24 protein-coding genes and 1 pseudogene are annotated in these 20844 nt (G+C 59.4%); 10 read left to right on the top strand and 15 right to left on the bottom strand.

The annotated features are described in order from the left end of the window. Window positions 1–6 precede the first annotated feature (6 nt). Together C9E81_RS17680 and C9E81_RS17675 are read right to left on the bottom strand one after the other, a co-directional pair. Window positions 7–1191, bottom strand: coding sequence for an MFS transporter (locus C9E81_RS17680; protein ID WP_122113685.1), 1185 nt, complete (start codon window positions 1189–1191; stop codon window positions 7–9). A gap of 15 nt (window positions 1192–1206) precedes the next feature. Then, on the bottom strand, window positions 1207–2214 hold the full coding sequence (locus tag C9E81_RS17675) for a 2-hydroxyacid dehydrogenase (protein ID WP_122113684.1): 1008 nt from the start codon (window positions 2212–2214) through the stop codon (window positions 1207–1209). Between the two features lie 199 nt (window positions 2215–2413). Between C9E81_RS17675 and C9E81_RS17670 the strand changes: the two genes are divergently transcribed. The 3 genes from C9E81_RS17670 to sigJ all read left to right on the top strand — a co-directional run bounded on the left by C9E81_RS17670 (window position 2414) and on the right by sigJ (window position 4471). Continuing rightward, window positions 2414–3031 (top strand): SH3 domain-containing protein, encoded by a 618-nt coding sequence (locus C9E81_RS17670; RefSeq protein ID WP_243698713.1) that lies wholly within the window; start codon window positions 2414–2416, stop codon window positions 3029–3031. Between the two features lie 92 nt (window positions 3032–3123). Continuing rightward, a complete protein-coding gene (locus C9E81_RS17665; protein ID WP_208021215.1) occupies window positions 3124–3588 on the top strand; it encodes a carboxymuconolactone decarboxylase family protein in 465 nt (154 codons plus the stop codon). After that, window positions 3578–4471: an RNA polymerase sigma factor SigJ gene (sigJ, locus tag C9E81_RS17660; protein WP_122113682.1), complete on the top strand. Its 894-nt coding sequence runs from the start codon at window positions 3578–3580 to the stop codon at window positions 4469–4471. Before C9E81_RS17665 ends, sigJ begins: the two co-directional genes overlap by 11 nt. Here sigJ and C9E81_RS17655 read toward each other — a convergent pair whose 3' ends face one another. The 4 genes from C9E81_RS17655 to C9E81_RS17640 form a co-directional block, all read right to left on the bottom strand. Next, window positions 4472–4831: a hypothetical protein gene (locus C9E81_RS17655; RefSeq protein WP_122113681.1), complete on the bottom strand. Its 360-nt coding sequence runs from the start codon at window positions 4829–4831 to the stop codon at window positions 4472–4474. A gap of 55 nt (window positions 4832–4886) precedes the next feature. Beyond that, on the bottom strand, window positions 4887–5243 hold the full coding sequence (locus C9E81_RS17650) for a hypothetical protein (protein ID WP_147457625.1): 357 nt from the start codon (window positions 5241–5243) through the stop codon (window positions 4887–4889). A gap of 19 nt (window positions 5244–5262) precedes the next feature. Continuing rightward, window positions 5263–7287: a M3 family metallopeptidase gene (locus C9E81_RS17645; RefSeq protein ID WP_122113679.1), complete on the bottom strand. Its 2025-nt coding sequence runs from the start codon at window positions 7285–7287 to the stop codon at window positions 5263–5265. Between the two features lie 204 nt (window positions 7288–7491). Then, window positions 7492–8169: an ArsR/SmtB family transcription factor gene (locus C9E81_RS17640; protein ID WP_122113678.1), complete on the bottom strand. Its 678-nt coding sequence runs from the start codon at window positions 8167–8169 to the stop codon at window positions 7492–7494. Between the two features lie 78 nt (window positions 8170–8247). On the opposite strand from C9E81_RS17640, the gene C9E81_RS17635 reads away from it, so the two are divergent. Together C9E81_RS17635 and C9E81_RS17630 are read left to right on the top strand one after the other, a co-directional pair. Continuing rightward, window positions 8248–8571 carry an NIPSNAP family protein gene (locus tag C9E81_RS17635; protein ID WP_122113677.1) on the top strand — a complete coding sequence of 108 codons (324 nt, stop codon included), beginning with the start codon at window positions 8248–8250 and terminating at the stop codon, window positions 8569–8571. Further along, a complete protein-coding gene (locus C9E81_RS17630) occupies window positions 8568–8918 on the top strand; it encodes an antibiotic biosynthesis monooxygenase family protein (protein ID WP_122113676.1) in 351 nt (116 codons plus the stop codon). Before C9E81_RS17635 ends, C9E81_RS17630 begins: the two co-directional genes overlap by 4 nt. On the opposite strand, the gene C9E81_RS17625 is transcribed toward C9E81_RS17630, so the two are convergent. From C9E81_RS17625 to C9E81_RS17595, 8 genes and pseudogenes are all read right to left on the bottom strand, one after another. Next, complete coding sequence (locus C9E81_RS17625; RefSeq protein ID WP_122113675.1) at window positions 8909–9952, bottom strand: HesA/MoeB/ThiF family protein; 1044 nt, start codon at window positions 9950–9952, stop codon at window positions 8909–8911. The genes C9E81_RS17630 and C9E81_RS17625 overlap by 10 nt on opposite strands. Continuing rightward, a pseudogene (locus tag C9E81_RS17620) lies at window positions 9952–10146 on the bottom strand (dUTP diphosphatase); the annotation flags it as partial. The pseudogene C9E81_RS17620 and the gene C9E81_RS17625, both read right to left, overlap by 1 nt. Before the next feature lie 73 nt (window positions 10147–10219). Beyond that, complete coding sequence (dut, locus tag C9E81_RS17615; protein ID WP_122113673.1) at window positions 10220–10744, bottom strand: dUTP diphosphatase; 525 nt, start codon at window positions 10742–10744, stop codon at window positions 10220–10222. A 192-nt stretch (window positions 10745–10936) separates the two neighbouring features. Then, entirely contained in the window at window positions 10937–11437 is a 501-nt protein-coding gene (locus tag C9E81_RS22750) for a hypothetical protein (protein ID WP_147457624.1), read from the bottom strand. A 2-nt stretch (window positions 11438–11439) separates the two neighbouring features. Then, the gene (locus tag C9E81_RS17605; protein ID WP_243698719.1) at window positions 11440–13254 is read right to left on the bottom strand and encodes a tyrosine-type recombinase/integrase; all 1815 of its coding nucleotides are present in this window, start codon (window positions 13252–13254) and stop codon (window positions 11440–11442) included. A 219-nt stretch (window positions 13255–13473) separates the two neighbouring features. Then, a complete protein-coding gene (locus tag C9E81_RS22745; RefSeq protein WP_147457623.1) occupies window positions 13474–15426 on the bottom strand; it encodes a hypothetical protein in 1953 nt (650 codons plus the stop codon). Beyond that, the gene (locus C9E81_RS17600; protein WP_122113670.1) at window positions 15419–16684 is read right to left on the bottom strand and encodes a tyrosine-type recombinase/integrase; all 1266 of its coding nucleotides are present in this window, start codon (window positions 16682–16684) and stop codon (window positions 15419–15421) included. Before C9E81_RS17600 ends, C9E81_RS22745 begins: the two co-directional genes overlap by 8 nt. Window positions 16685–16842: 158 nt before the next feature. Further along, on the bottom strand, window positions 16843–17085 hold the full coding sequence (locus tag C9E81_RS17595) for a helix-turn-helix domain-containing protein (protein WP_122113669.1): 243 nt from the start codon (window positions 17083–17085) through the stop codon (window positions 16843–16845). A 494-nt stretch (window positions 17086–17579) separates the two neighbouring features. Between C9E81_RS17595 and C9E81_RS17585 the strand changes: the two genes are divergently transcribed. The 4 genes from C9E81_RS17585 to C9E81_RS17570 all read left to right on the top strand — a co-directional run bounded on the left by C9E81_RS17585 (window position 17580) and on the right by C9E81_RS17570 (window position 20121). Continuing rightward, entirely contained in the window at window positions 17580–18098 is a 519-nt protein-coding gene (locus C9E81_RS17585; RefSeq protein ID WP_122113667.1) for a hypothetical protein, read from the top strand. A gap of 128 nt (window positions 18099–18226) precedes the next feature. Continuing rightward, a complete protein-coding gene (locus C9E81_RS17580) occupies window positions 18227–19297 on the top strand; it encodes a hypothetical protein (RefSeq protein ID WP_122113666.1) in 1071 nt (356 codons plus the stop codon). A gap of 300 nt (window positions 19298–19597) precedes the next feature. Beyond that, window positions 19598–19777: a toxin-antitoxin system TumE family protein gene (locus C9E81_RS23755; RefSeq protein ID WP_481859703.1), complete on the top strand. Its 180-nt coding sequence runs from the start codon at window positions 19598–19600 to the stop codon at window positions 19775–19777. Then, a complete protein-coding gene (locus C9E81_RS17570) occupies window positions 19774–20121 on the top strand; it encodes an HVO_A0114 family putative DNA-binding protein (protein ID WP_122113665.1) in 348 nt (115 codons plus the stop codon). The genes C9E81_RS23755 and C9E81_RS17570 overlap by 4 nt, the downstream gene beginning before the upstream one ends. A 260-nt stretch (window positions 20122–20381) precedes the next feature. On the opposite strand, the gene C9E81_RS22985 is transcribed toward C9E81_RS17570, so the two are convergent. Beyond that, window positions 20382–20555 (bottom strand): hypothetical protein, encoded by a 174-nt coding sequence (locus C9E81_RS22985; protein ID WP_166461966.1) that lies wholly within the window; start codon window positions 20553–20555, stop codon window positions 20382–20384. Between the two features lie 45 nt (window positions 20556–20600). Between C9E81_RS22985 and C9E81_RS17565 the strand changes: the two genes are divergently transcribed. After that, window positions 20601–20844: helix-turn-helix domain-containing protein (locus C9E81_RS17565; RefSeq protein WP_425010663.1), on the top strand; the 244-nt coding region annotated here is incomplete at its 3' end.

Below are 20844 nucleotides of genomic sequence, written 5' to 3'. Positions count from 1 at the left end.
CCTGCCTCAAACCGCCGCTGCGGCATCCTCCTGATCCGTGAACTCGGCTGTCCGCACCAGCGGCGACAGCAGCAGCGGCACGATCAGCAATCCGGCAAGGCCCATATAGATGGCGGAAAAGCTCATCCTCTCGGCCAGGAACCCGATGCTTCCCGGCGCCAGCAGGATGCCGGAATAGCCCATCATCGTCACCACGGCGAGGCCCACCCCCGGCGCCATCATGGGCAGGTTTCCGGCGGCGGAAAAGGCGATCGGCACGAGATTGGCGATGCCAAGCCCCGCAAAACCGAAACCGATGATCGCCAGCATCGGCCCCGGGGCCATTCCGGCGATCCCCAGCCCGGCGATCGCCACCACCGCGCTGATCCGCAACATGCTGACCGCGCCCAGCTTTTGCCGCAGCAGATCACCGATGAAACGCATCACGGCCATCGTCGCCGCACAGGCCGCAAAGCCCCAGCCCGCCAGCGAAAGCGAGGCTCCCATCTCGCGCTGCAGATAAACCGCCGCCCAATCGAGGATCGCACCCTCGGGCACCATGCAGCACAGCGCCATGAAACCGATGATATAGGGCAAGGGCGAACGCGGCAGCCTCAGCGGCGCCCTGGCCTCGCGCGCGTCGGGCGCATCCTTCAGCATCCTTGGCAGCGCAAAGCCCAGCACGGCGGCAAAGATCAGCGTCACCAGAAGCGCGTGCCCCATCTCTCCAAGAGAGGACAACGCCACGCCGCCCAGCCCCGCGCCAACCACGCCGCCCAGGCTCCAGAATCCGTGGCAGGAGGACATGATGGCCCGTCGGCGAGCACGCTCGACGGCAACGGCATTGGCGTTCATCGCCACGTCCATGCCGCCCAGGAAACCTCCGTAAAGCAGCACCGCACCGGCCACGAGCAACAGGCTGGGCGCAAGCGACATCAGCAGGAGCGTCGGCAGTGCCAGAAGCGCCGAGATCCGCACCGCCCGGGCCGAGCCGTGCCGCGCCGTCATCGCACCGAATACCGGCATCACCAGAAGCGAGCCCACTCCCAGCATCAATACGACCAGCCCGGCGGTGCCTTCGCTGATTTCGAGCCTCGCCATCAATGCCGGCAGCTTGGGCGCCCAACTGCCGATCATCAAGCCATTGGCAAAGAACAGGGCCGACACGGCCAAGCGGATCGGGCCGGCAGGCCGGTCATCGCGATTCGTCATGCTTCGCCTCCCGGTTTACAACATGCTTGGCACGACCAGATCCGGCGGCCGGTGCCCATCGGCGAATGTCTTGACATTGATGATGACCTTCTCGCCCATCTCGTTGCGGCCCTCGACCGTGGCCGAACCCATATGCGGCAGCAGCACCACGTTGGGCAGTTCGCGCAGGCGCGGATTGATCTCGTGCCCATGCTCGAACACGTCGAGCCCCGCCCCGGCGATCTCTCCGGCGCGCAGCATCCGGGTCAGCGCGTTCTCGTCGATCACCTCCCCGCGTGAGGTGTTCACGACGACGGCGGTGGGCTTCAGCAGCTTGAGCCGCCTTGCGTTCAGCAGGTGGAAAGTCGAGGGCGTGTGCGGCGCGTTCACGCTGACAATATCCATCCGGGCCAGCATCTGGTCGAGGCTTTCCCAATAGGTCGCCTGCAGTTCCTCTTCGATCTCGGGGCGAAGGCGCTTGCGGTTATGGTAATGCACCTGCATCCCGAAGACATTGGCACGCCGTGCCACGGCCTGCCCGATCCGGCCCATGCCAAGGATGCCAAGCCGCCGTCCGCCGACGCGCCCGCCCAGATGCGCGGTCGGCGCCCATCCGCCCCAACGCCCGGCCTGCATCTCTGCTAGGCCCTCGGGGATACGGCGGGTCACGGCAAGGATCAGCGCCATGGCCATGTCGGCGGTATCCTCGGTCACGACGCCGGGCGTGTTCGACACCAGCACGCCGCGCTGCCGGGCCGACATGACATCGATATGATCCACCCCCGCGCCGTAATTCGCGATCAGCTTGAGCCGTTCGCCCGCCTGCGCCAGCATATTGGCGTCGATCTGGTCGGTGACCGTGGGCACCAGGACATCGCTGTCCTTCATCGCGGCGACCAGTTCGTCCCGGCTCATCTTGCGATCGTCATCGCGCAGGCTGACATCGAAAAGCTCTTTCATACGGGTCTCGATCGGTTCAGGCAGGCGGCGGGTGACGGTGACCCGCAGCTTGGGACGCGATGAAGTCGGGCTGATTGCTTGCATGATTGCCTCACTTTCTCGAAACCGTGCCGGTGGCGCACTTCCAATGCCGGGCCGCTTTTGGCAAACTGCCTGCGTTGAAGGGCAGGCACAAGACCCTTGAAAGGTCCGGTTCCGACGCCAACCGCCGAAACGGGTGGCGCGCGGGATTGGCCCATGATCATGGAGGCCGGTAAAACGGTCAGGCAGGAACGGATAACGAATGACGAAACGGGCTGTTCTGGGAAATGGTGCGGCGGCCGGGCTGGCGCTGACGGTATTGATGACAGGCCAGATGGCCGTCGGTGAGGCTACCGGGCAAAACGGCAGGGGCGATGTCCAATATCCCTATGTGGTGCTGGCCCAAAGCAACCTTCCGGCGAATGCGCAGGTCAGCCGCGATACGGCCGCGCAGCGCGGCCCGGTGACCAACCTGCCGGTTCCCCGCTATGTCAGCCTCAAGGGCAGCGAAGGCAATGCCCGGCGCGGCCCCAGCCTGTCGCATCGGATCGATTGGGTTTTCCGTCATGCCGGCATGCCGCTGCGCGTGGTGGCGGAATTCGGGCATTGGCGCCGGGTCGAGGACAAGGACGGCGCGGGTGGCTGGGTGCATTATGCGCTTCTTTCCGGCGTTCGCACCGCCGTCGTCACGCAGGACATGGCCGAGTTGCGCACCCGCCCCGATCCCGAATCCGATGTCGTGGCGCGTGCCGAATCCGGCGCGATCGTCCGCTTGGGAGAATGCAATCCCGTCTGGTGCGAGATTTCCGGCGGAGGCGAACGTGGCTGGGTGCCCAAGGCGGCGCTTTGGGGCGTGGATCCCGACGAAATTCGCGAGTGACCCGAAAATCCGGCAGTCCCCGATGGGCGGGGCTGTCACAAAACCGGGGCATGTCTCGTCTTCCTCTTGTAAGCAGAACATGAGGAACTGGCATGACCACGACACGAATGGAATATTTCAAGGCGGCTCCCGAGGCGATGAAGCCGCTGGTCGCCCTTGAAAACTCGACCAGGGACCTGTCGATCCCCGCCCGGCTGCGCTGGCTGATGAAAATGCGGGCCTCCCAGATCAATGGCTGCGCCTATTGTCTCGACATGCATGCACCCGAGGCACGCAAGGCAGGTGTTACCCAGCAGCAGCTTGACGTTTTGGCCGCCTGGCGCGAAAGCCCGGCCTTCGATGCGCGGGAACGCGCGGCGCTTGGCTGGTGCGATGCATTGACACGGATCGAGGCGACAGGCGCGCCCGATGCCGATTACAATGCGCTCGCCGCCATTTTCAGCGAACGCGAACGCACGGAACTGACCCTGATCATCACCACGATCAACGCCTGGAACCGCTTTGCGGTGGGGTTCAGGTCCGCGCATCCGATCCGGGACGAGGCCGATGGGCACTGACCCGCATCTGGCGATATTCCAGGGAGAGCGCCGCCGTCTGGCGGGGCTCGCCTATCGCATGACCGGCTCCGTGGCCGAAAGCGAGGATATCCTTCAGCAGGCATGGATCATATGGTCGCGGCAGGATCCCGATATCATCGACAGCCCCGGAAAATGGCTGGGAACCATGGTGACGCGGCTATGCCTCGATTTCCTGAAATCGGCATATCGGCACCGCGAAACCTATATTGGCGCGTGGCTGCCCGAGCCGTTGCTGCAGGGCGAGGTGACAGATGCCGAACAGGACTGGATCGTGACCGAGGATGTCTCGATCGCGCTGATCCTGACGCTCGACAAACTGACGCCCGAAATGCGCGCCGCCTTCATCCTGCGCGATGCCTTCGATTTCTCCTTCGACGAGATCGCCTCGGTCGTGGGCCGCTCGCCCGAGAATTGCCGGCAACTGGTCTCGCGCGCCCGGCGGCGGATCGCGGGGGCGGATATTCCCGCGCAGGTCCCGACGCAGGAGGCGCGGCAGATGACGCAGGCCTTCTGGCAGGCCAGCCGGCATGGCGACATGCAGGCTCTGCTGGATCTCTTCGCCGGGGAGATCGAGATCCACACCGATGGCGGCGGCAAGGTTCCGGCCGCGATGAACGTGCTGAAAGGCCGGGAACGGGCGGCCCGGTTCTTTGCCGGACTGGCACGCAAGGGCCTGATCATACCCCAACCCTGCCCTCCCTTGCGCCGCATCAACGGGGCGCCCGGAATCGTCTCGACCGAGGCGGGCAATATAGTCCAGACGACCGCATTCGCTATCCGCAACGGCAGGATCGCCGCCATCTGGATTACGCGCAACCCCGACAAGCTGCGCCATCTGCGCGGGCATCCGGCGATGTCCTGATCATGTTCCGGACTCCTCGTCACATCCGTCCCAGTGGAAGAAATGCAAAAGCCGGTGCAGGATGGGGGCAATCACAATCCCCGACATGGCCACGAAGACAAAGCCGGAATAAAGCGCGAAGAGGCTGGCAAAGAGTTTTGCTCCGGGGGTCTGCGGCATCTCCGCCACGCCAAGGCCGCTGATCAATGTGGTGGCGTTCAGGGCTCCCCGCGCCCAGTCCATCCCTTCGAACAGCACAAACCCCGCAGCCCCGACCAACACCGAGCCAAGAAACAGGCAAAGCGCCGCAAGGACATGCAAGAGAACCCGCAGGCGGAACCTGCTGGCCGAGATCGGCGGCTCGTTTCGGCGTTCATACATAAAGGACATTCTCGCCAGCCCGGGTCTGAAGGCAATGCCGGGATCTATGGAAATCTTACACCGGGCAGCGGTGATAGCGCCGCGTCTCGCCGTTTTCCGTCATGTCCAGCAGATTGCCATGGCTGCGCAGGTTCACCTGCCGCTCGAAGCTCTCGCCCTCGCCGGTGCAGATCAGCCTTGCCTGCAGGCCATCGGCACCCGGTCCGACAGGTTCCATGCGGCAAACCGACTCGTAAAAGCGGAACTGGTCACCGGCAACCGTCAACCGCGTCACCGACAGGTCCTGCCCGCAGCCTTCCGGGTTCAGGTCATATATTCCGTCCGTTACCTTTGCAGGCGGCGGGTTTTCCTCGACACAGCCGGTCAGCAGCACCGCCCCCACAACCATCATCGTCCAGCGCATGAGCATCATCCATCCTCCCGAACCGGTCTTAATCCAGACCGCGTCCCTTCAGCAACGCATCGACCCCCGGCATCCGTTCCCTGAAGGCGAGCCATAATTTCTCGGCAGGCGAGGAACCGCCACGCGACAGAATGGTTTCCTCCAGCCGCCGCGCCACGCCGGGATCAAAGATGTCGCCCGTCTCCTCGAACGCGGCGAAGGCATCGGCATCCATGACCTCGGACCACATGTAGCTGTAATATCCGCTGGCATAGCTGTTGCCCGAGAAGACATGCGCGAAATGCGGGGTGGCATGGCGCATCGGGATCGCTCGCGGGGCCTCCAGCCCGGCCAGGACCTCGCTCTGCCGTGCCATCGGATCGGCGGGCGGCCCGCCACGATGAAAGGCCAGATCGACCAGAGCGCTTTCCAGGTATTCCACCGTCGCGAAACCGGCATCCGCCTTGCCCGCCGCCACGACCCGGTCGCGCAGACCGGCGGGCATCGGCTCTCCGCTCTGGTAATGCCGTGCATGAGCGTCCAGCACCTGTGGCTGTTCCAGCCAGTGTTCATATAGCTGGCTGGGCAGTTCGACGAAATCCTGAGCGACCGAGGTGCCGGAAATCGAGGGCCAATGCACATCCGACAGGATATGATGGGTCGCATGGCCGAATTCGTGAAACAGCGTCAAGGCATCGTCCCATGACAGGAAGGCCGGTTCGCCGGGCGCAGCCGGGGCGGTGAAATTGCACACATTCACCACGATGGGCCGCTGTCCCCCGCCGATCTTGTGCTGGTCCCGCAGCGCCGAGCACCACGCGCCAGAGCGTTTCCCGGGCCGGGCAAAGTAATCGCCTAGGAAGATCGCCATCAATTCACCGTCCCGCGTTACCCGCCAGGCCTTCACATCCGGCGACCAGAGCGGCGCGTCGATCGGCTGGAACTCCAGCCGATACAACCGATACGCCACATCGAAAACCGCGCCCAGCATCGCGTCCAGCGTCAGGTAGGGCTTGACCTCGGCCGGATCGACATCGTGGCGCATCCGCCGGAGCCGCTCGGCATAGAGCCGCCAGTCCCATGGCTCCAGGGCGGTATTCACACCATCCTCCCGCGCCAGCCGCGACAGTTCGGCCTCGTCTTCCAGCGCGCGCTTGCGGGCCGCCTTCCAGACCTGCCCCAGCAGGGCCTCGACCCTATCGGCATTGCCCGCCATCTCGGGCTCCAGCTTGTAGGCGGCGAAATCCTCGTAACCCAGCAAACGGGCCAACTCGTGCCGCAATGCCAGGATCTCGGTCACGATGGGCAGGTTATCGGTCGCCTCGCCGCCCGCGCCCTGCCCCGATCCGCGCGCCGCCCATGCCTTGAACGCCAGCTCGCGCAGCGCCCGGTCCTGCGCATGCTCCAGGAACGGCACGATCAGCGAACGGTTCAGCGTCACGATCTGCCCGGACATGCCACGCTCTTTCGCCGCCGCCCGCATCGCGCGAATCAGCCAGTCGGGCAGCCCCTCCAGCCGGTCATCGGCAATCGGCAGGACATAGTCGCGTTCATCGGCCAGCACGTTCTGCGCGAATTGCGTGGTCAGCACCGCCATGCGGGCGCGAATCTCCGCCATCCGCTCGCGCGCAGCTCCCTCCAGTCCGGCGCCCGCGCGGGTCAGATTGCGCAGCGCCAGTTCGGTGATCCGCCGATCCTCGGGCGCGAGCGTTTCCAGCTTCTCGGCCACTGCCTTGACCCGCGCATAAAGCCGCGGATCCATGCTGGTCCTGCTGTTATATGCCGCCAGTTTTGGGGCAAAATCGCGCTGCAACGCCTCTCGTGCCGGGTTCGAATCCACTGCCGCCAGCGTATAGAAAATGGCCAGCACGCGGCTCAGCCCCTCCTCGGCGGTTTCCAGCGCGGCAACGGTGTTGCTGAAATTCGCGGGCTCGGGATTGGCGGCGATTTTCTCCATCGCGGCTTCGGCTCGGGTCAGTTCGGCTTCGAATGCCGGGGCGAAATCCTCGTCGGAAATCAGGTCGAAACGGGGCAGGCCCTCGGGGCCGGTCCAGCGGGTCAGTTCCGGGTTCATGCGGTCTCCTGTCCGTGTAGCGCAGCCTGATCCGGAGTTGGAACGGCTTTCAGAATATGTAAGCCCATCCCCGATATATAATCCAGATCATGAGATCGTCGGCACCTGCCACAAAGCGGCAGTCTTCTTCTTCATGCAAATATCCCGGCGACGGGGGCAGGTAGCCTCCCGGCTCTCGCGGGACATGACCGGCGCAATTGCCGCCTAAATCGGAAAACACTTCGCAAAGGCACGCTCGCCATCGCGCGAAAACTCGACGATCCGGCTGTCCGGCCGCAGGCGCGCCCAGCCCAAGGCCTCGATCCGGCTCAGCAAGGCACGGCCCAGGCTGCCCGCCAGATGCTTGCGCCGCTCGCTCCAGTCCAGGCAGTCGCGGCACAGCGGCGCACGCCCTTGGCGCAGAGCATCGAGATCGATCCCGAAATCGCGCATGAAGCCCTGCCCGGCAGGTGTCAGCCGGGGGCCATCCTCGCAATCGAGTAACCCTTGCGCTTGCAGGCTGTCGTAAAGCTGCGTCCCCATCTCTCCCGCCAAGTGACGATAGCAGATCCGCGCCTTGCGCAGCGCCGCGTCGCGTGGGCCGATACGGCTGCGCAGATGACCGGATCCGGCGGCCACCCCCATCAGCGTTTCCAGCAGATGCCCCACATCCTCGCTGGCCAGCGCATGATATTTGTGCCGCCCCTGCCGTTCCTGCCGCAAGAGCCCGCCTTCGGTCAACCGCGCCAGATGCGTGCTGGCGGTCTGCTGGGTCACGCCGGCTTCATGCGCCAGTTCGGTCGCCGTCAGGGCACGCCCGCTGAGCAGGGCGACCAGCATGTTGGCGCGGGCGGGATCGCCGATCAGCGCAGCGATTCGGGCAATATCGGGTCCGTCTTTCATGGTTCGATATTAACCGAAGCATTGCAGCAGGCCAATATGCTAATCTGCCCACATTACCTGTTACGAGAGGATAACGACATGCTGACCTGCATCATCCGATACGAGATCGACCCGGCACGCCATGAACTGTTCACCGAATACGCCCGCAACTGGGGTCAGGCGATTCCGCGCTGCGGTGCCGATCTGATCGGGTATTTCGCCCCGCATGAGGGCTCGGCCACGCTGGCCTATGGCATCTACAATATCCCGAGCCTCGCTGAATACGAAGCCTATCGCGCAAGGCTGTCGGCCGATCCGCTTGGCCGGCGCAATTACGATTTCGCGCGCAGCGAGGGCTTTATCCGCCGCGAGGACCGCACATTCCTGAAACTGGCCTCGGCCCCGCATGGAGATGCCGCATGATCGCCGTCATTTTCGAAGTCCAGCCCGCAGGCGCCGAGGCCCGCGAGAATTACATGGCCATCGCCGCCTCGCTGCGTCCCTTGCTGGAACAGATCGACGGTTTCATCTCGATCGAGCGGTTCCAGAGCCTGAACAATCCCGAACGCATCCTGTCGCTGTCCTTCTTTCGCGACGAGGAGGCCGTGCGGCAATGGCGCAATCTTAGCCAGCATCGCGAGGCGCAGCGGCAGGGGCGCGGCGGAATCTTTGCCGATTATCGGCTGCGCGTGGCCCATGTGATCCGCGATTACGGCATGGAGCGTCGCGAAGAGGCCCCCGCCGACAGCCGCGAGATCCATCAGGCGTGACGATGCCCCCGGCAGACCGGGCAATCAGCGCGCATGGTGGTCGAGATCATCCGGGTTTCGCCATAAAGCCCGTCGAAGATCAGCATCCGCCCGCGCAGCCCTTCGCCCGCGCCCGTCAGGTGCTTGATCGCCTCCAATGCCATGATGCTGCCGATCACGCCCGGCAAGGCACCGACGACTCCGGCCTCGGCGCAGGCGGGGGCAAGGCCCGGCGCGGGCGCCTCGGGAAACAGGCAGGCCATGCAGGGTCCGCCATGCGCCGGGTCGTATAGTGTCACCTGCCCCTCCCATTGCGCGATGGCTCCGGCGAGCAGCGGCACGCCCGCTGCCACGCAGGCACGGTTCACCTCGTCCCGCGAGGTGAAACTGTCGGTGCCGTCGATGACCAGATCATGTCGGGCAACAAGGTCGGCATCCATCGCGGTGATGCGACGACGCAGGGGTGTCACATCGATATGCGGATTCAGTTCGGCCATGTTGCCGGCGGCGGCGTCTGCCTTCATCTCGCCACGCTGGTCGCTTCGGAAAATCACCTGCCGCTGCAGGTTCGACAGGCTGACCGTATCGTCATCGGCCAGCGTGATCCGCCCGACACCAGCCGCTGCGAGATAAAGACAGACCGGGGCACCCAGCCCCCCTGCCCCGACGACCAGCACCCTTGCGCCGCGCAGCCGCATCTGGCCGGGACCGCCGATCTCGCGCAGGACGAGATGGCGGGCATAGCGGTCAATCTCGGCATCCGACATCTGGCCGTCATCTGCCGGAGGCGCCGGGGCATCGACTTCGGGAGCAAGAGCGCGCAGGCGGCGCAAGCCCACCCGATAGGCAAGGATCAGCGCGGCAAAACCGCCGCCAACCAGCCATCCCGTCAGGGAACCTCCGATGGCGCGGGCAAATCCGCTTTCCGGCGCCACGCCCAGAAGGAAGGCGATTGCCAGCCACAGCCCGCCGGTCATCGCCAGAGCCACCCGCCCCGGAAGCCGCAAGGCCAGCGCCACTGCGGCCAAGGCTGCGATCGACAGCAGGCCCAGCATCAGCTTGCCCCGGTTGAACCGAATCCGCCCGCGCCGCGAACCGTCGCGGTCAGATCGCGGACCTCGGTGAATATGGCCTGCGGAGCGGGCGCGACCACGATCTGCGCGATCCGGTCCCCATGACCAACCCGATACGGCGCATCGCCCAGGTTGATCAGGATCACGCCAAGCGGGCCGCGATAATCGCTATTTATGACCAGGGCGCGGGTGAAGCGACTGAATATGCTGATCCTCGCTTGCTTCACCCATTCGCCTGCGTGAAGCCACCTACTCATGCTTATTGGGCCGGGCCAGTTCACCCGTCTCAATACTACTATCGACGCCTGTCGAGCCAAAGCCCCCTTCCCCCCTCTGGGTCGTCGCAGAGAACTCCTGAACGACGCTAAAACTGGGCCTGAGGACCGGGACGAAAAGCATCTGCGCGATACGCTCCCCTGGCTCGATGACGATCGGTTGTGTATCGGGACCGCTGCGATTCCAAACGCTGATGAAGACCTGCCCGGTATAATCAGCGTCGACCACACCGATCAGATTTCCGAGCACAAGTCCCTTTTTATGGCCCAACCCGGATCGCGGCACGATGACAGCCGTGACCAACGGATCGGCAATGTGAATCGCCATGCCCGACGGGATGAGAACAGCAGGAGCGCCGGGCGGTATCGTGACCGGCGCATCCGGACATGCAAACAGGTCGATACCGGCCGCCATCGTCGACTGATAACGGGGCAGCCCCCAATTCCGAAGCCTAGGATCCAGGACTTTAACCTCAACATTAGTAGATTGATATTCCATATTAATTCTACCTCGGATGTATGCCGCGTTCGGCGACTTCATCCCCGAAGACGGCCAACATAGCACTCCGCCCGCAGCGGTCAAGGAAGAGGCTCGGGGCGAGGGCCCCGACAGGAAGGCGGACGCCCTCAAGCCCGTGACAAACGCCTGCCTTGCGGTGAATAGATCGATGTGACCTCCGCTGGCCGATACTCACGACCGACCTCCATCAAGTGGAACGATGCTCACGATTTCTGGTTGAAGGGCGGCGACCTTTACCTCCAAGGCGGCTATGTACTCGCGTTGCCGTTGAACTTCCGCTTCTGCGTCTGCGAGCTGTCTTTTGGCTTCGTCTCTAACGATGTGGGAGGCAACAAGCATCTGCGCATAGTGCTCGAGGTCAAGCGGACGCTTATCTTGGCTTTTGGCCTTCCTCCCGGCCCGCGCATCGCCCGCGCACTCCCGCAAGAATAATTCAATCTCCTCCCGCAACAACGCATGGTAGGGTTGCTTCAATGTATTCTTGTCAACACCACCTGCCCGACGTAATACTGATGCAAACGAAAGGCGCCGAAGCGGCGCCGTCCCGTGTTTACCTCGCGCCATCTGCGCCTCCGAACGCAGTTCTGCGAGTGCCGCGCGAACTCTAAGTTGAACATCGTTGCGTTGACGTTCAGCGTTGATTTTTCGATGATCCACATATTTGTCGCTCAAACCTACACCCCCAGCCCCTTCGTGAACACAATACAGCGCGGATCAGTGCGATATTTCTCTTTCAGCCCAGGGAAAATAGAAATTTGATCAATCAACTGGGCTGCATACCAAGGTCTCAGCAGAGGATTTTCTTGTATTTTCTGTTGCTCTAGTTGTGAAATCAGCCATTCAATTGTTTGCTCCGTTTCTTTGCGGAGGCTGGGCAACGCAAGGAAGTAGGCGCATGTTGCCTGACAGGACGATGCATTGACGTTGTCTCGGAGACCACAAGCACCCACAGCTGCCTTCGGCTTCGTACACACGATACCAGGGAAGAGAACCTTTAGGTCTGCGCTATCATCTGCGAGTTTCGCCTCAACGAATTCCTCCATTCGACGTCGCTGCTGCCGTTCATTTTGCGGCACCCTGAGCTCATTGAAAAACTCGTCTCTCACCTTCCGCAGGTGCAGGGCTGCTTTTCCGCCCGCATGGTCCAGTCCATTTGCAACATCACGCGCTTGCTCCGTCTGCACCTCGACGGCCATATCGGCAAGTTCAGACCTGATCTCCGGACTAGACAGGATATACTTCATTGTCCCTTCAAGGTCAGAATGGCCGAAAATCTCGCGTAGCACCATCGGTGCACCTGACAGAGAAAGAACTGCCAATCGCGCAATTGTTTTGCGGAATCGATGCGGATGTGCATACGTTTCATCTAATAGATGCTCGATGCCGTGAGACGCCGGGAACGCAGTTGTGAAATGATAGACATTAATCCTACCGCGCATCCAGTAAGCGCGATTATTACTGACCCACAGGCTCTCTTCCGACACACCAACAAGACGACCTAGATTTTGTTGGATTAGAAGCGCCTTGGCGATTTTCTTGGGGATCGGCCAGTCACGCTCATCCCCGCACTTAAGTCCGGATAGCTTGAACGTTCTGCCGACCAAGCGAGGCAAAGCAAACCTTTCGGCCGCGTTGTTACCGGCCTGCACATCATTATCATTCGATATCAAGCAATCGCGTTTTAGACTCTCTATTTCAGAAACACGTCCACCAGTGAGCAGTAGAAGACACTGCATCAAACAGCCTTGCACCACTGCCCATAGCGCCATAAGGGAAGCCTGAGAACGTGGAGGGAATTCGTTTTCAACGTTGAAAGGGATAGATTCGATGACCTCCCCATCGGATGCTCTCCACTTATAATCTTTAAGAAAATCTACCCACATTTCACTGCGCTGCGCCTTGACCGTACTTCGATCACGGGGCCCTTGGCGGCCTGCCCAAACCCGCTTACGCGGGCTACGGACCACTCGCTCAATTTCCGGTGCATACCCAAGAACATTATCCAAATTCGGCAGTATCTCGGTTAAATAGAATGCCCAGATCCTTCCGGCCTTGGCAACATATGCGTCAGGGAGTGGCTGATATTTACCGTAAGCGTCCTCTTGGTCTTTTATGGGTCGAATGGGCAGAACCAAACCTGAGTTTGCCAATGCGCGGAGCTGCTCCTGCGATACACGATGAAAGCTATCTACGATGGCACCGCGCCTTTGGTGTTCACCGATCTCTTTCAAATACATCGCGACCACCGAGCGGAGCGACGGAGCATTTCGCGTTGCCGCATTGAACGCGGTAGTCAAGTGACCAATTTCGACATCCCGAAACCGCATGTCGCCGTGCGCCTCGCCAAGTAATGACGCGATTCGACTTACGTAGTTTGCCCGCTTTTGAAGTCCTGCAAGGTCAACATATCGGCGTATCGGAAACAGAAGATGAGCAAGCAAGTATCGCCGCACGGCCATACCTAAGATTGGAAAAGACGAAAGAGACATAAAGCTCACCGTCCGCTTGCTCCTTGGTCCTGGAACTAGCTTCTCTGGCCAAATCCAGAGATCGTCTCCAATGGCAGACCCACAGGGTGCATCGGGCGAAGGGAAGGTAATCACGATACTAGCCAACTCAGCCGCACTCAGATTGATTAGTTCTTCTTTGGTCACACCCGCCTTTGATACCGAATCGAAAGCGCGGTTAATGCAGCGAACGACCATCGGCTACCTGACCTTCAACAATGAGGCAGGGCTTGGAGATGTGAAACATCGGGGCATTGGCGACGCCTCCGCCTTTTCTATCGCCATGCGGCGATTGTCCTCCGAGAACCGCTCGAACAATTGCTCGAGAAACTGCAGATCGTGCGGATGATCGCTGCCAGTCCACGCCAGTAATGGCATTTTTGCTTCCAGCTGCCGTAGCTCCAATATCCGACGCGCAACGTACTCGAGACAGTCGAGGGTCGCGAATGCTTTCGAACAGCCATTCAGACAGCTCTGGGAAATGCAGACAGTTCCTGGTGCATGGTCTGGAACCACGGCAGGATCAGGCGAGTAAGGATTTGCGCAAGTTACCCCCTGACAAGTACGAGTTCCACCTCGTGCAAGGTGTTCAGCTTCACTCTTAGAAATTTTCCCTCGCTCGACAAGAACTCTCAATATTCCGGGATGCAGTCGGCCTTGGGTTACCTCATCAAGAACGTGTGATTGAAAATCAAAGAATTCGCGCCGATGACGATTGCGAATTGATTTCTGATTAATGTAATGCAATAGAGATGAAAGATCTTTATGTCCAAGCGCCAATTTAGTTACCAAGGCGTTGTAGCCAGAAGTCTGATAGGCAAACATCGCCCATGTATTACGCGACAGCTCCTGTGAGAACAGCAATGGCTTCCCTTTATTCGAGATGCAGGCGGCTGAAAAAAGTGAGTTTACGTAAGAATAACTTATATATTGACCAATGCAAGAAACATTCCCGCGAGAATTAATGTACAACCATATGCGCCTCCGTAGCATACGCAGTCTATTAATTTCTTTTTCGTGTCGTTGACGCAGGGCCAAGTCGAGCTCACTGTCATCAAGCCGATCAGACAGTTCAATCTCGGCAGCGCGGAGAGCATCTCGCAAAGGCTTATTCCATTCGAGGACCGTCTTGATAACTTGATAAGGATGGGCCGCCTTGTGCTTACTACTATAGGCTGATTGTGCTCGACCTCTTGCCCGCCCCTTCGCCGATACAAGCTGAACGAGCTGCGCCGGCCGCGTCGGATGATCCCGCACCCAATCTCCGGCATTCATGTCCAACGTCGTAGAGGTGTTCCAACCCGTTCGCAACATTACTAGACAAAATGCAGGCATTAGATCATTTAACCTCGGAACGAACCACCATGCTCGCGCCACGAGATGGTTCACACCGGAACCGTGTACCAGCGGTGCAAATTCGGCGAATGCACCCGCTGGCGCCGAACGGGCATCTAGATCCCATCCTCTATCCGCAGCAAAACGGTAGAATGTATCTCCGGAGCCAGAAACGCCACTCGCCGCACGTCGGCGGGCTTCTCCGATGCGCGAAGTCGTTGCATGCACGTGACTATACAGCGCCTCTGCTGCTGCACGAATAGTATCAGGCTCAAGAAAATTATCATCAACCAGGCCCGTTCGAGCCGCGACTTTCTGGGGATTAGGAAAAGGGTTTAGGGGAAGAGGATAACCAGTTTTTACCGCAATAACCGGGTCAGAAAGGACTGCTCCCAAATCGAATGTACGCTTACAATGAAAATACGTATAATGCTGACTGTTATTTGCCTGCGCGTCAAGCCAATCCTTAAACAAAGCCCACACAACGCCCGGAATACCGAAAACCGTACTTGGTGAAGAATAACATTTCCCTGGAGCATTTACCACCGCGTCCATTTCATCTAGGAACAGCCAAAACTCCCGCAGGTGAAAAAGTATCGCTTTAAAACTGCCTCGCGACAATGTATTTTTACACATATCGCGAAGGGCTGGCATAATCGAATGAGTGAGCGCCGGCCTACCTGTGAAGGCGCGTTTCCCACGCCCGCTAGCGCGGCCACAGGCAAGCTCTTTCACTGAAACGGCCCACTTTAAGCTCCCGTGTCCATTAACTCCAGCCGAGCACCCTTCGACGAGAAACATATCGGTGGCCTCACCCATTCAGCCCACCGAGATATTGACCATCAATCATGTCCTGAAACGACATCGCTAGATCGGCCTTATCGATGAATTGGTCGAGCGCAACTAGGTAGCGCTCCGTAGTTGACAGGTATGCATGACCGAGGTTCTGCTGGAGCCGAATGAGATCAATGGACAGCAAACTGTGCATCATATCAGTAGCGATTGCTACGCCCTTCCGCTCAGCCTTGACCTCTTCGCGTCTCCAAGCACGCAGCAAGTACATCACTGCATACCAATGGCGTCCTAAATGCGGCGACACATCTCTTTTACATTTACGAAACCCCTGCCAGAACGCTCTGTATTGGAATCGCCTTCCAGTATGTTCGTTGATTAAGAGCGCATCACCCTTGGTTCCACGACGATGTAGGCGGATAGGACGCTCGAATTCTATATAATCTAAGATGTGATTAAGTAGATCTGTATCAATCTCAACCGAGCGACGTTTCCGACCTTTTCCAAGCACACGGATAAATCTCTGCCCTCCGGCAGAGACTTTTTCGTCTATGACGTCTGCGACTGTTAGCCTACAAACTTCATCGGCACGGAGGCCACAGAAGAATACCAGCCTCATACCGATCTGGAGCGCGCTATCGGTGACCGCCGCCATGGCAGATTTAACCTCGGCTTCTGTTGGAAATCGAACCTCCCGAGGCTGAGCTCGGCGCACAACCAGCAACCGATGTTGAAGTGTCGTGCAGGACCCTCCGTTGGATGTGGCAATTTTTCGCGCAGCCAACGTGGAAGTAAATTCAGCCTTAGGCGCATACCCTCTTGCACTTGCCCACTGCAGAAAGTGGATGATCGCCAACTGACGCTGCCCAATTGTGGTCGGACTGAGCGACTTGTGATCACTGCTCCATAACCCGGCCTCCATTTGGTCGCCCAACCTGGCGATGTCTTTTTCGGAAACAGAAATTGGATCGAGGACGCCTTTCCCGTGGTGCATTTTGTGGTCAGCACACCAGTGAAGATAGTTGACTAGCCGATTAGCGGTTTCACGAACAGATGAAGGCAACGGGCGATATCGCCTTCCAAACCCGAACGGAGCTCCCGAGGCACTATCAAGGGGTGTCGCAATCCCGGCACACCAGCTTCCAATCCAGAGTTCTTGAAGGTACTCATTGATCTTTTCTGGATAACCTGACGGCATCAAGACAAAAGGGCAGCCAGAAAATTCTCTGGAGGCACCTTCGTTAATTGCTACATCCCCAAGGATAAAGACGTATTTCAGCTTCACAACACGCTTTCATCACCCATCTCTCATGATTTTTGCACACCAGCCGGACCATATCAACCACTTGTTTTAATTGTATTTCCATCTAAAAACAAATTGATATTTCTTGAATCGGCAGGCTTTTAGAGAAACCGCGCCTTCTGAAACTATACAGAGGCAGCCTACTCGTTCAGCTCTGCAATGATCTCTGCGAGAAGCTCTGGCAGGCCAACATCAAGGCGATCGGCGAGTTCGGCGAGAACCGTCAAAGTCGGCTGACGATTCGCCGTTTCCAGCAGAGAGATATAGCTTGGCGACAGCTCGCTGCGGAACGCCAATTCTTCTTGCGACAGCCCGGCCGCTCGCCGTCTGCGCTTCAGCACTTTCGCGAAGGCTTTGATGAGTTTGGCATTCGTCCGCTCCATCCCCAAGCTAATGGCGAAGTGGCGATCATGTATCTATTGACTATAGTCATAGTTTTGCGGTTCCTTGGCCACATGGTTCGTGCGGATACATGCAGGGAGACAGAGATGGTTGCGACATGCACAGCGAGTGCGCTTCCGAAGACAGAGACGCTGGAGAACTTGACCGTCTGGCTTCGCCATCTCGAAGCGCACCCCGAACAAGACGTCGATTGCACGCTGGAGGTCAGGGTACCTCTCAGCTATCTCACGCGGTTGATGCTCCAGGGGGAACGAGAGGACAAAGCATTCCCCTTGCTCGTGCGAGAGCTTCTGGAACAGAACGGTTATGGCGACGGTGATGGCATAACGGCCAACTGAGTTCGGGTACGCACACAGCGGTCGTACGCCCCTAGTGTTTGGTCTGTGATAATAATGGGTGAAGATGCGGCGCAATCCACTTCCGGTTGTTTGAGCCATGCTGGATAGCGTAACCGGGGATCACAAGGACAATGACGATGAGTCGCCGGAAACATAACCGCTTTACCCCTTTTGCCTCCCTGTCGCGGCACCGGCAGCGTGATGCCTTCGTGAAGTTACGGTGGAAAATTCTGCGTGACGCGCCGATCTACGGCGGGCTGTTCTCCAGCCATCTGGTGCTGGACGAATCGGATCGGCCGGATGCTTACAGGCAGTGGTTTGACGTGCTGTTTCTGAGTCTCGACGACCGCAGTATCTGGAACGCCAGCATCACCACCGGCACCCTGCGCTTCTGGGAGCGCATTCAGGATCTGGCCTCGGAGCAGACCTGCTCACGTCTGACCGAGACCGAACTGGAAGAGGAATACCGCTGGAAATTCAGCCCTGCCTTCTATGTCGGACGGCAGAAGTTCTACCGGGTGATCCAGTCCGAACCGGGCCATCATGCGGCGCTCGATGGCCTGACCGTCAGGGAATATGAGGAGAGGGCAGCCTCGAAGATCCTGCGCGACACCCCGCCGGAGATCCATGAATCTTTCCGGTTGGATTACACATAACAATATGGCATGGGGCTGGAAATCACCGTCGACGCCCCGGTTGTCGATCGCACCGTGATCGAGCACTGCATTCGGAGGTTTCGGGAGCTAGGCGAAACGAACTGGCAAAGCCTCCGAAAAAGGCAAGGATGCAATCCGATCTGTCCCGGATGATCCCGGCACTGGTGGCGGCGCCAGTACCGCCACCAATTGCAGACCAACCCACCGCCCTCGAAGCCTACATTATCGAACGTCTCGATGGGCGATCTGCCGGGCGCTGGATCGACGGGGTGCAGCTAGATGTTGCCGTCCATACAGCGGAAGTTTTCGGCGCATTGGCCACCCGTGGGCCGCAGGCCAGCTGGGAGGGCATATCTGCCGATGAACTTCGCCAACACGGCCATATCGGGGCGGGTGTGCTGATCCAGGGGCCCATGGCAATCAAGGATTCCTTGCGCCAACATGTTGGTCGGGGGCGATATGGCAACGACTATCACCATGCCTTCGGCCGGGCCTTCAATCCATTCTACTTCCGCAAGGATCAGGCTGCCTATCAGCCGATCTGCGCCCTCCTCGCCGAATATGTCGGTGAGAATTTCCGCTTCACCCATCAGGAGAAGGTATTCGGGATCAAGACACGGGGTATTCCGCCGACCACCTTGCGTGCGCTCTGCACCCAATACGGTATCGGGCTGAAAATTACCGCCCAGGTCCTGATAGCCCAGTACGGCATCCGTGCCGGTGCCAGTGATGAAGTCGATCCGTCGCTGATCGCCGATCTAGCCCCGAGACTGAAGGATATGATCAATGCTCAGGACGCAGCACGCCATCTGGGAGTAAGCGTTGATCTGTTGCGAGGGTTGATGGCCGATGAAGTGCTGGTCCCCGACCATCGGCTCAACGACAGGATGGTCGGGTTTCGACCAGCGACGCTGGATGCATTCCTGAACCAGTGGAGCGTCCCGGCGCAGGTTCGGAGGACGTGCGGTAGGACTGCCAAGTCCCCGCTGACCGCCATCGCGCGGGCAAACCGAACGCGGACATCCCAACTGCTGCTAGCCGCACAGACTGCGGATGTGACGTTTATTCGTGATCGTCGTCGGCGCGGGTTGGCGGCGCTGAGCGTGGCGGATCGGGATATAGCTGTATTGCTGGACTGTGCAAAGCGAGTTTCCGCAACTGACTCCCCCGAAGCGCTGCAACGTTTTCAATGCGGGTGAGCAAGCGGACCTTTACGCTAGGCTACATCGGCAGCGTGACGAGAAGAAGGATGTCCTGGTGGTCGGCTAGGTCGACAGCGCTCTCCCGGTCCGCGCGAGGATGGCCGCCAAGCGGCGAACGGGCTACCGTGCGCTCGGATATTTCACGATCAGTATAATCACTCGCGCAAGGTGCAATTGACAGCGCTACAACCTTGTTGTTACGGATGTCAACACGAGGGCTATGCTGGTCAAGAAAGTCCACACCGTAATCGGTTACACGGTTTTTTTGAAATCGTGTTGTGATATCTTCCCGTTCCGATCGCAGGTAGTGCGCATCCGTTCAAATACTGGCTGGTTCTCATGGTGAATGGTGAATGCGTCAAATGGGGCAAGGGAGATCATCGGCACATTGAAGATCGCGAAGAGCCTGCCGAGGTTGCATCCTTGGAAATGCTCTACGATGCCTTCTGGACCGATATGGAAAGGATACTGAAATGAGTACGCTGACCATTCGTCTGAACACTATGGCCGATACCAAATTCGAGTTTGTCGAAGCGGTAAAACTCGCCCTTACAGGAAAAGGTGTCGAGGTGGTTCCCACGTTGAATTTTGCCAGCTACGATGATATGCACCGAGTCTTTGCTCCGTTGCGGCTTGCCATCGTGAAAGCATTGGCCGGGCAAGGTGCCCTACCAATCCGCGAAGTCGCTCGCCGGGTCGGCCGGGATGTGCAGGCCGTGCATCGCGATGTGACCACCCTCGCAAATGCGGGAGTCATCGACCGCGTCGACAAAGGGGTCGAGTTCCCTTATGGCACCATCCATTTCGAATTTGACGTGTGAACGCATCAGAATAAGACATTGTCATACTTACATGCCTTACTGCGGCGGGACTGCGAAACCCAGATCATCATCACCCACGGTTTCACACTGAGTTTGGTGATCGCGGCCTAGATGAAGGTTCCCATCGATGCTTGCGGCTTTATCTCGTACGCCGCGCCGAGTGGAAGCATAACCCACCTCCGGCAGGACGACTTCTTCCGCAACAGGGCGATGATCTGTTTCGCGGATGTCTCTCATTTGGTCCGATGACTGCTTTGGGCTTATTCTGTTGAAAAACTCACCACATCGCCCGAGCGGGCCGGATCGGCAGAATGACTTCCTTCGAAAGTTGCTTTTTTTAAACAAAATTCGCCGATTGGTGAGAACGGCGGTGCGAAATTAGTCCACGGAAGCGGCGGCTTGGTGCTGCTGCGGGCGGTGTAAAAGTCGTCCACCTTTTCCCTTTCTGTAGTTGCAGGGAGGGCGGGAGGATCTACAGCGTGGAACTATATCTGAAGGTGCGTCAGGCCTGCGCGGCGGGCATGAGCCAGCGTCAGGCGGCGAAGGAATTCAACATCTCCCGCGATACGGTTGCGAAGATGATGACCTTTTCGGTGCCGCCGGGCTATCGGCGCACGGCCGAGGTCAGGCGGCCGAAGCTTGAGCCGTTCATTCCGATCATCGACGCGTGGCTTGAGGCGGATCGCCATATGCCGCGCAAACAGCGACACACGGCAAAGCGGG

The sequence above is a fragment of the Paracoccus alkanivorans genome (genome assembly GCF_003697785.1).
GTDB lineage: Bacteria > Pseudomonadota > Alphaproteobacteria > Rhodobacterales > Rhodobacteraceae > Paracoccus > Paracoccus alkanivorans.
Note: the sequence above shows the minus strand (reverse complement) of the source record. Positions and strands in the feature narration are given on the sequence as shown.

Coding starts and splice junctions, on each gene's coding strand:
- C9E81_RS22745 (WP_147457623.1), bottom strand. CDS start 15,426: ATGGGTGAGGCCACCGATATGTTTCTCGTCGAAGGGTGCTCGGCTGGA.
- C9E81_RS17675 (WP_122113684.1), bottom strand. CDS start 2,214: ATGCAAGCAATCAGCCCGACTTCATCGCGTCCCAAGCTGCGGGTCACC.
- C9E81_RS17580 (WP_122113666.1), top strand. CDS start 18,227: ATGCAATCCGATCTGTCCCGGATGATCCCGGCACTGGTGGCGGCGCCA.
- dut (WP_122113673.1), bottom strand. CDS start 10,744: ATGGAATATCAATCTACTAATGTTGAGGTTAAAGTCCTGGATCCTAGG.
- C9E81_RS17570 (WP_122113665.1), top strand. CDS start 19,774: ATGAGTACGCTGACCATTCGTCTGAACACTATGGCCGATACCAAATTC.
- C9E81_RS17665 (WP_208021215.1), top strand. CDS start 3,124: ATGACCACGACACGAATGGAATATTTCAAGGCGGCTCCCGAGGCGATG.
- C9E81_RS17670 (WP_243698713.1), top strand. CDS start 2,414: ATGACGAAACGGGCTGTTCTGGGAAATGGTGCGGCGGCCGGGCTGGCG.
- C9E81_RS17645 (WP_122113679.1), bottom strand. CDS start 7,287: ATGAACCCGGAACTGACCCGCTGGACCGGCCCCGAGGGCCTGCCCCGT.
- C9E81_RS17640 (WP_122113678.1), bottom strand. CDS start 8,169: ATGAAAGACGGACCCGATATTGCCCGAATCGCTGCGCTGATCGGCGAT.
- C9E81_RS17605 (WP_243698719.1), bottom strand. CDS start 13,254: ATGTCTCTTTCGTCTTTTCCAATCTTAGGTATGGCCGTGCGGCGATAC.
- C9E81_RS17635 (WP_122113677.1), top strand. CDS start 8,248: ATGCTGACCTGCATCATCCGATACGAGATCGACCCGGCACGCCATGAA.
- C9E81_RS17630 (WP_122113676.1), top strand. CDS start 8,568: ATGATCGCCGTCATTTTCGAAGTCCAGCCCGCAGGCGCCGAGGCCCGC.
- C9E81_RS17595 (WP_122113669.1), bottom strand. CDS start 17,085: ATGGAGCGGACGAATGCCAAACTCATCAAAGCCTTCGCGAAAGTGCTG.
- C9E81_RS17655 (WP_122113681.1), bottom strand. CDS start 4,831: ATGTATGAACGCCGAAACGAGCCGCCGATCTCGGCCAGCAGGTTCCGC.
- sigJ (WP_122113682.1), top strand. CDS start 3,578: ATGGGCACTGACCCGCATCTGGCGATATTCCAGGGAGAGCGCCGCCGT.
- C9E81_RS17650 (WP_147457625.1), bottom strand. CDS start 5,243: ATGATGCTCATGCGCTGGACGATGATGGTTGTGGGGGCGGTGCTGCTG.
- C9E81_RS17625 (WP_122113675.1), bottom strand. CDS start 9,952: ATGCTGGGCCTGCTGTCGATCGCAGCCTTGGCCGCAGTGGCGCTGGCC.
- C9E81_RS17680 (WP_122113685.1), bottom strand. CDS start 1,191: ATGACGAATCGCGATGACCGGCCTGCCGGCCCGATCCGCTTGGCCGTG.
- C9E81_RS17585 (WP_122113667.1), top strand. CDS start 17,580: ATGAGTCGCCGGAAACATAACCGCTTTACCCCTTTTGCCTCCCTGTCG.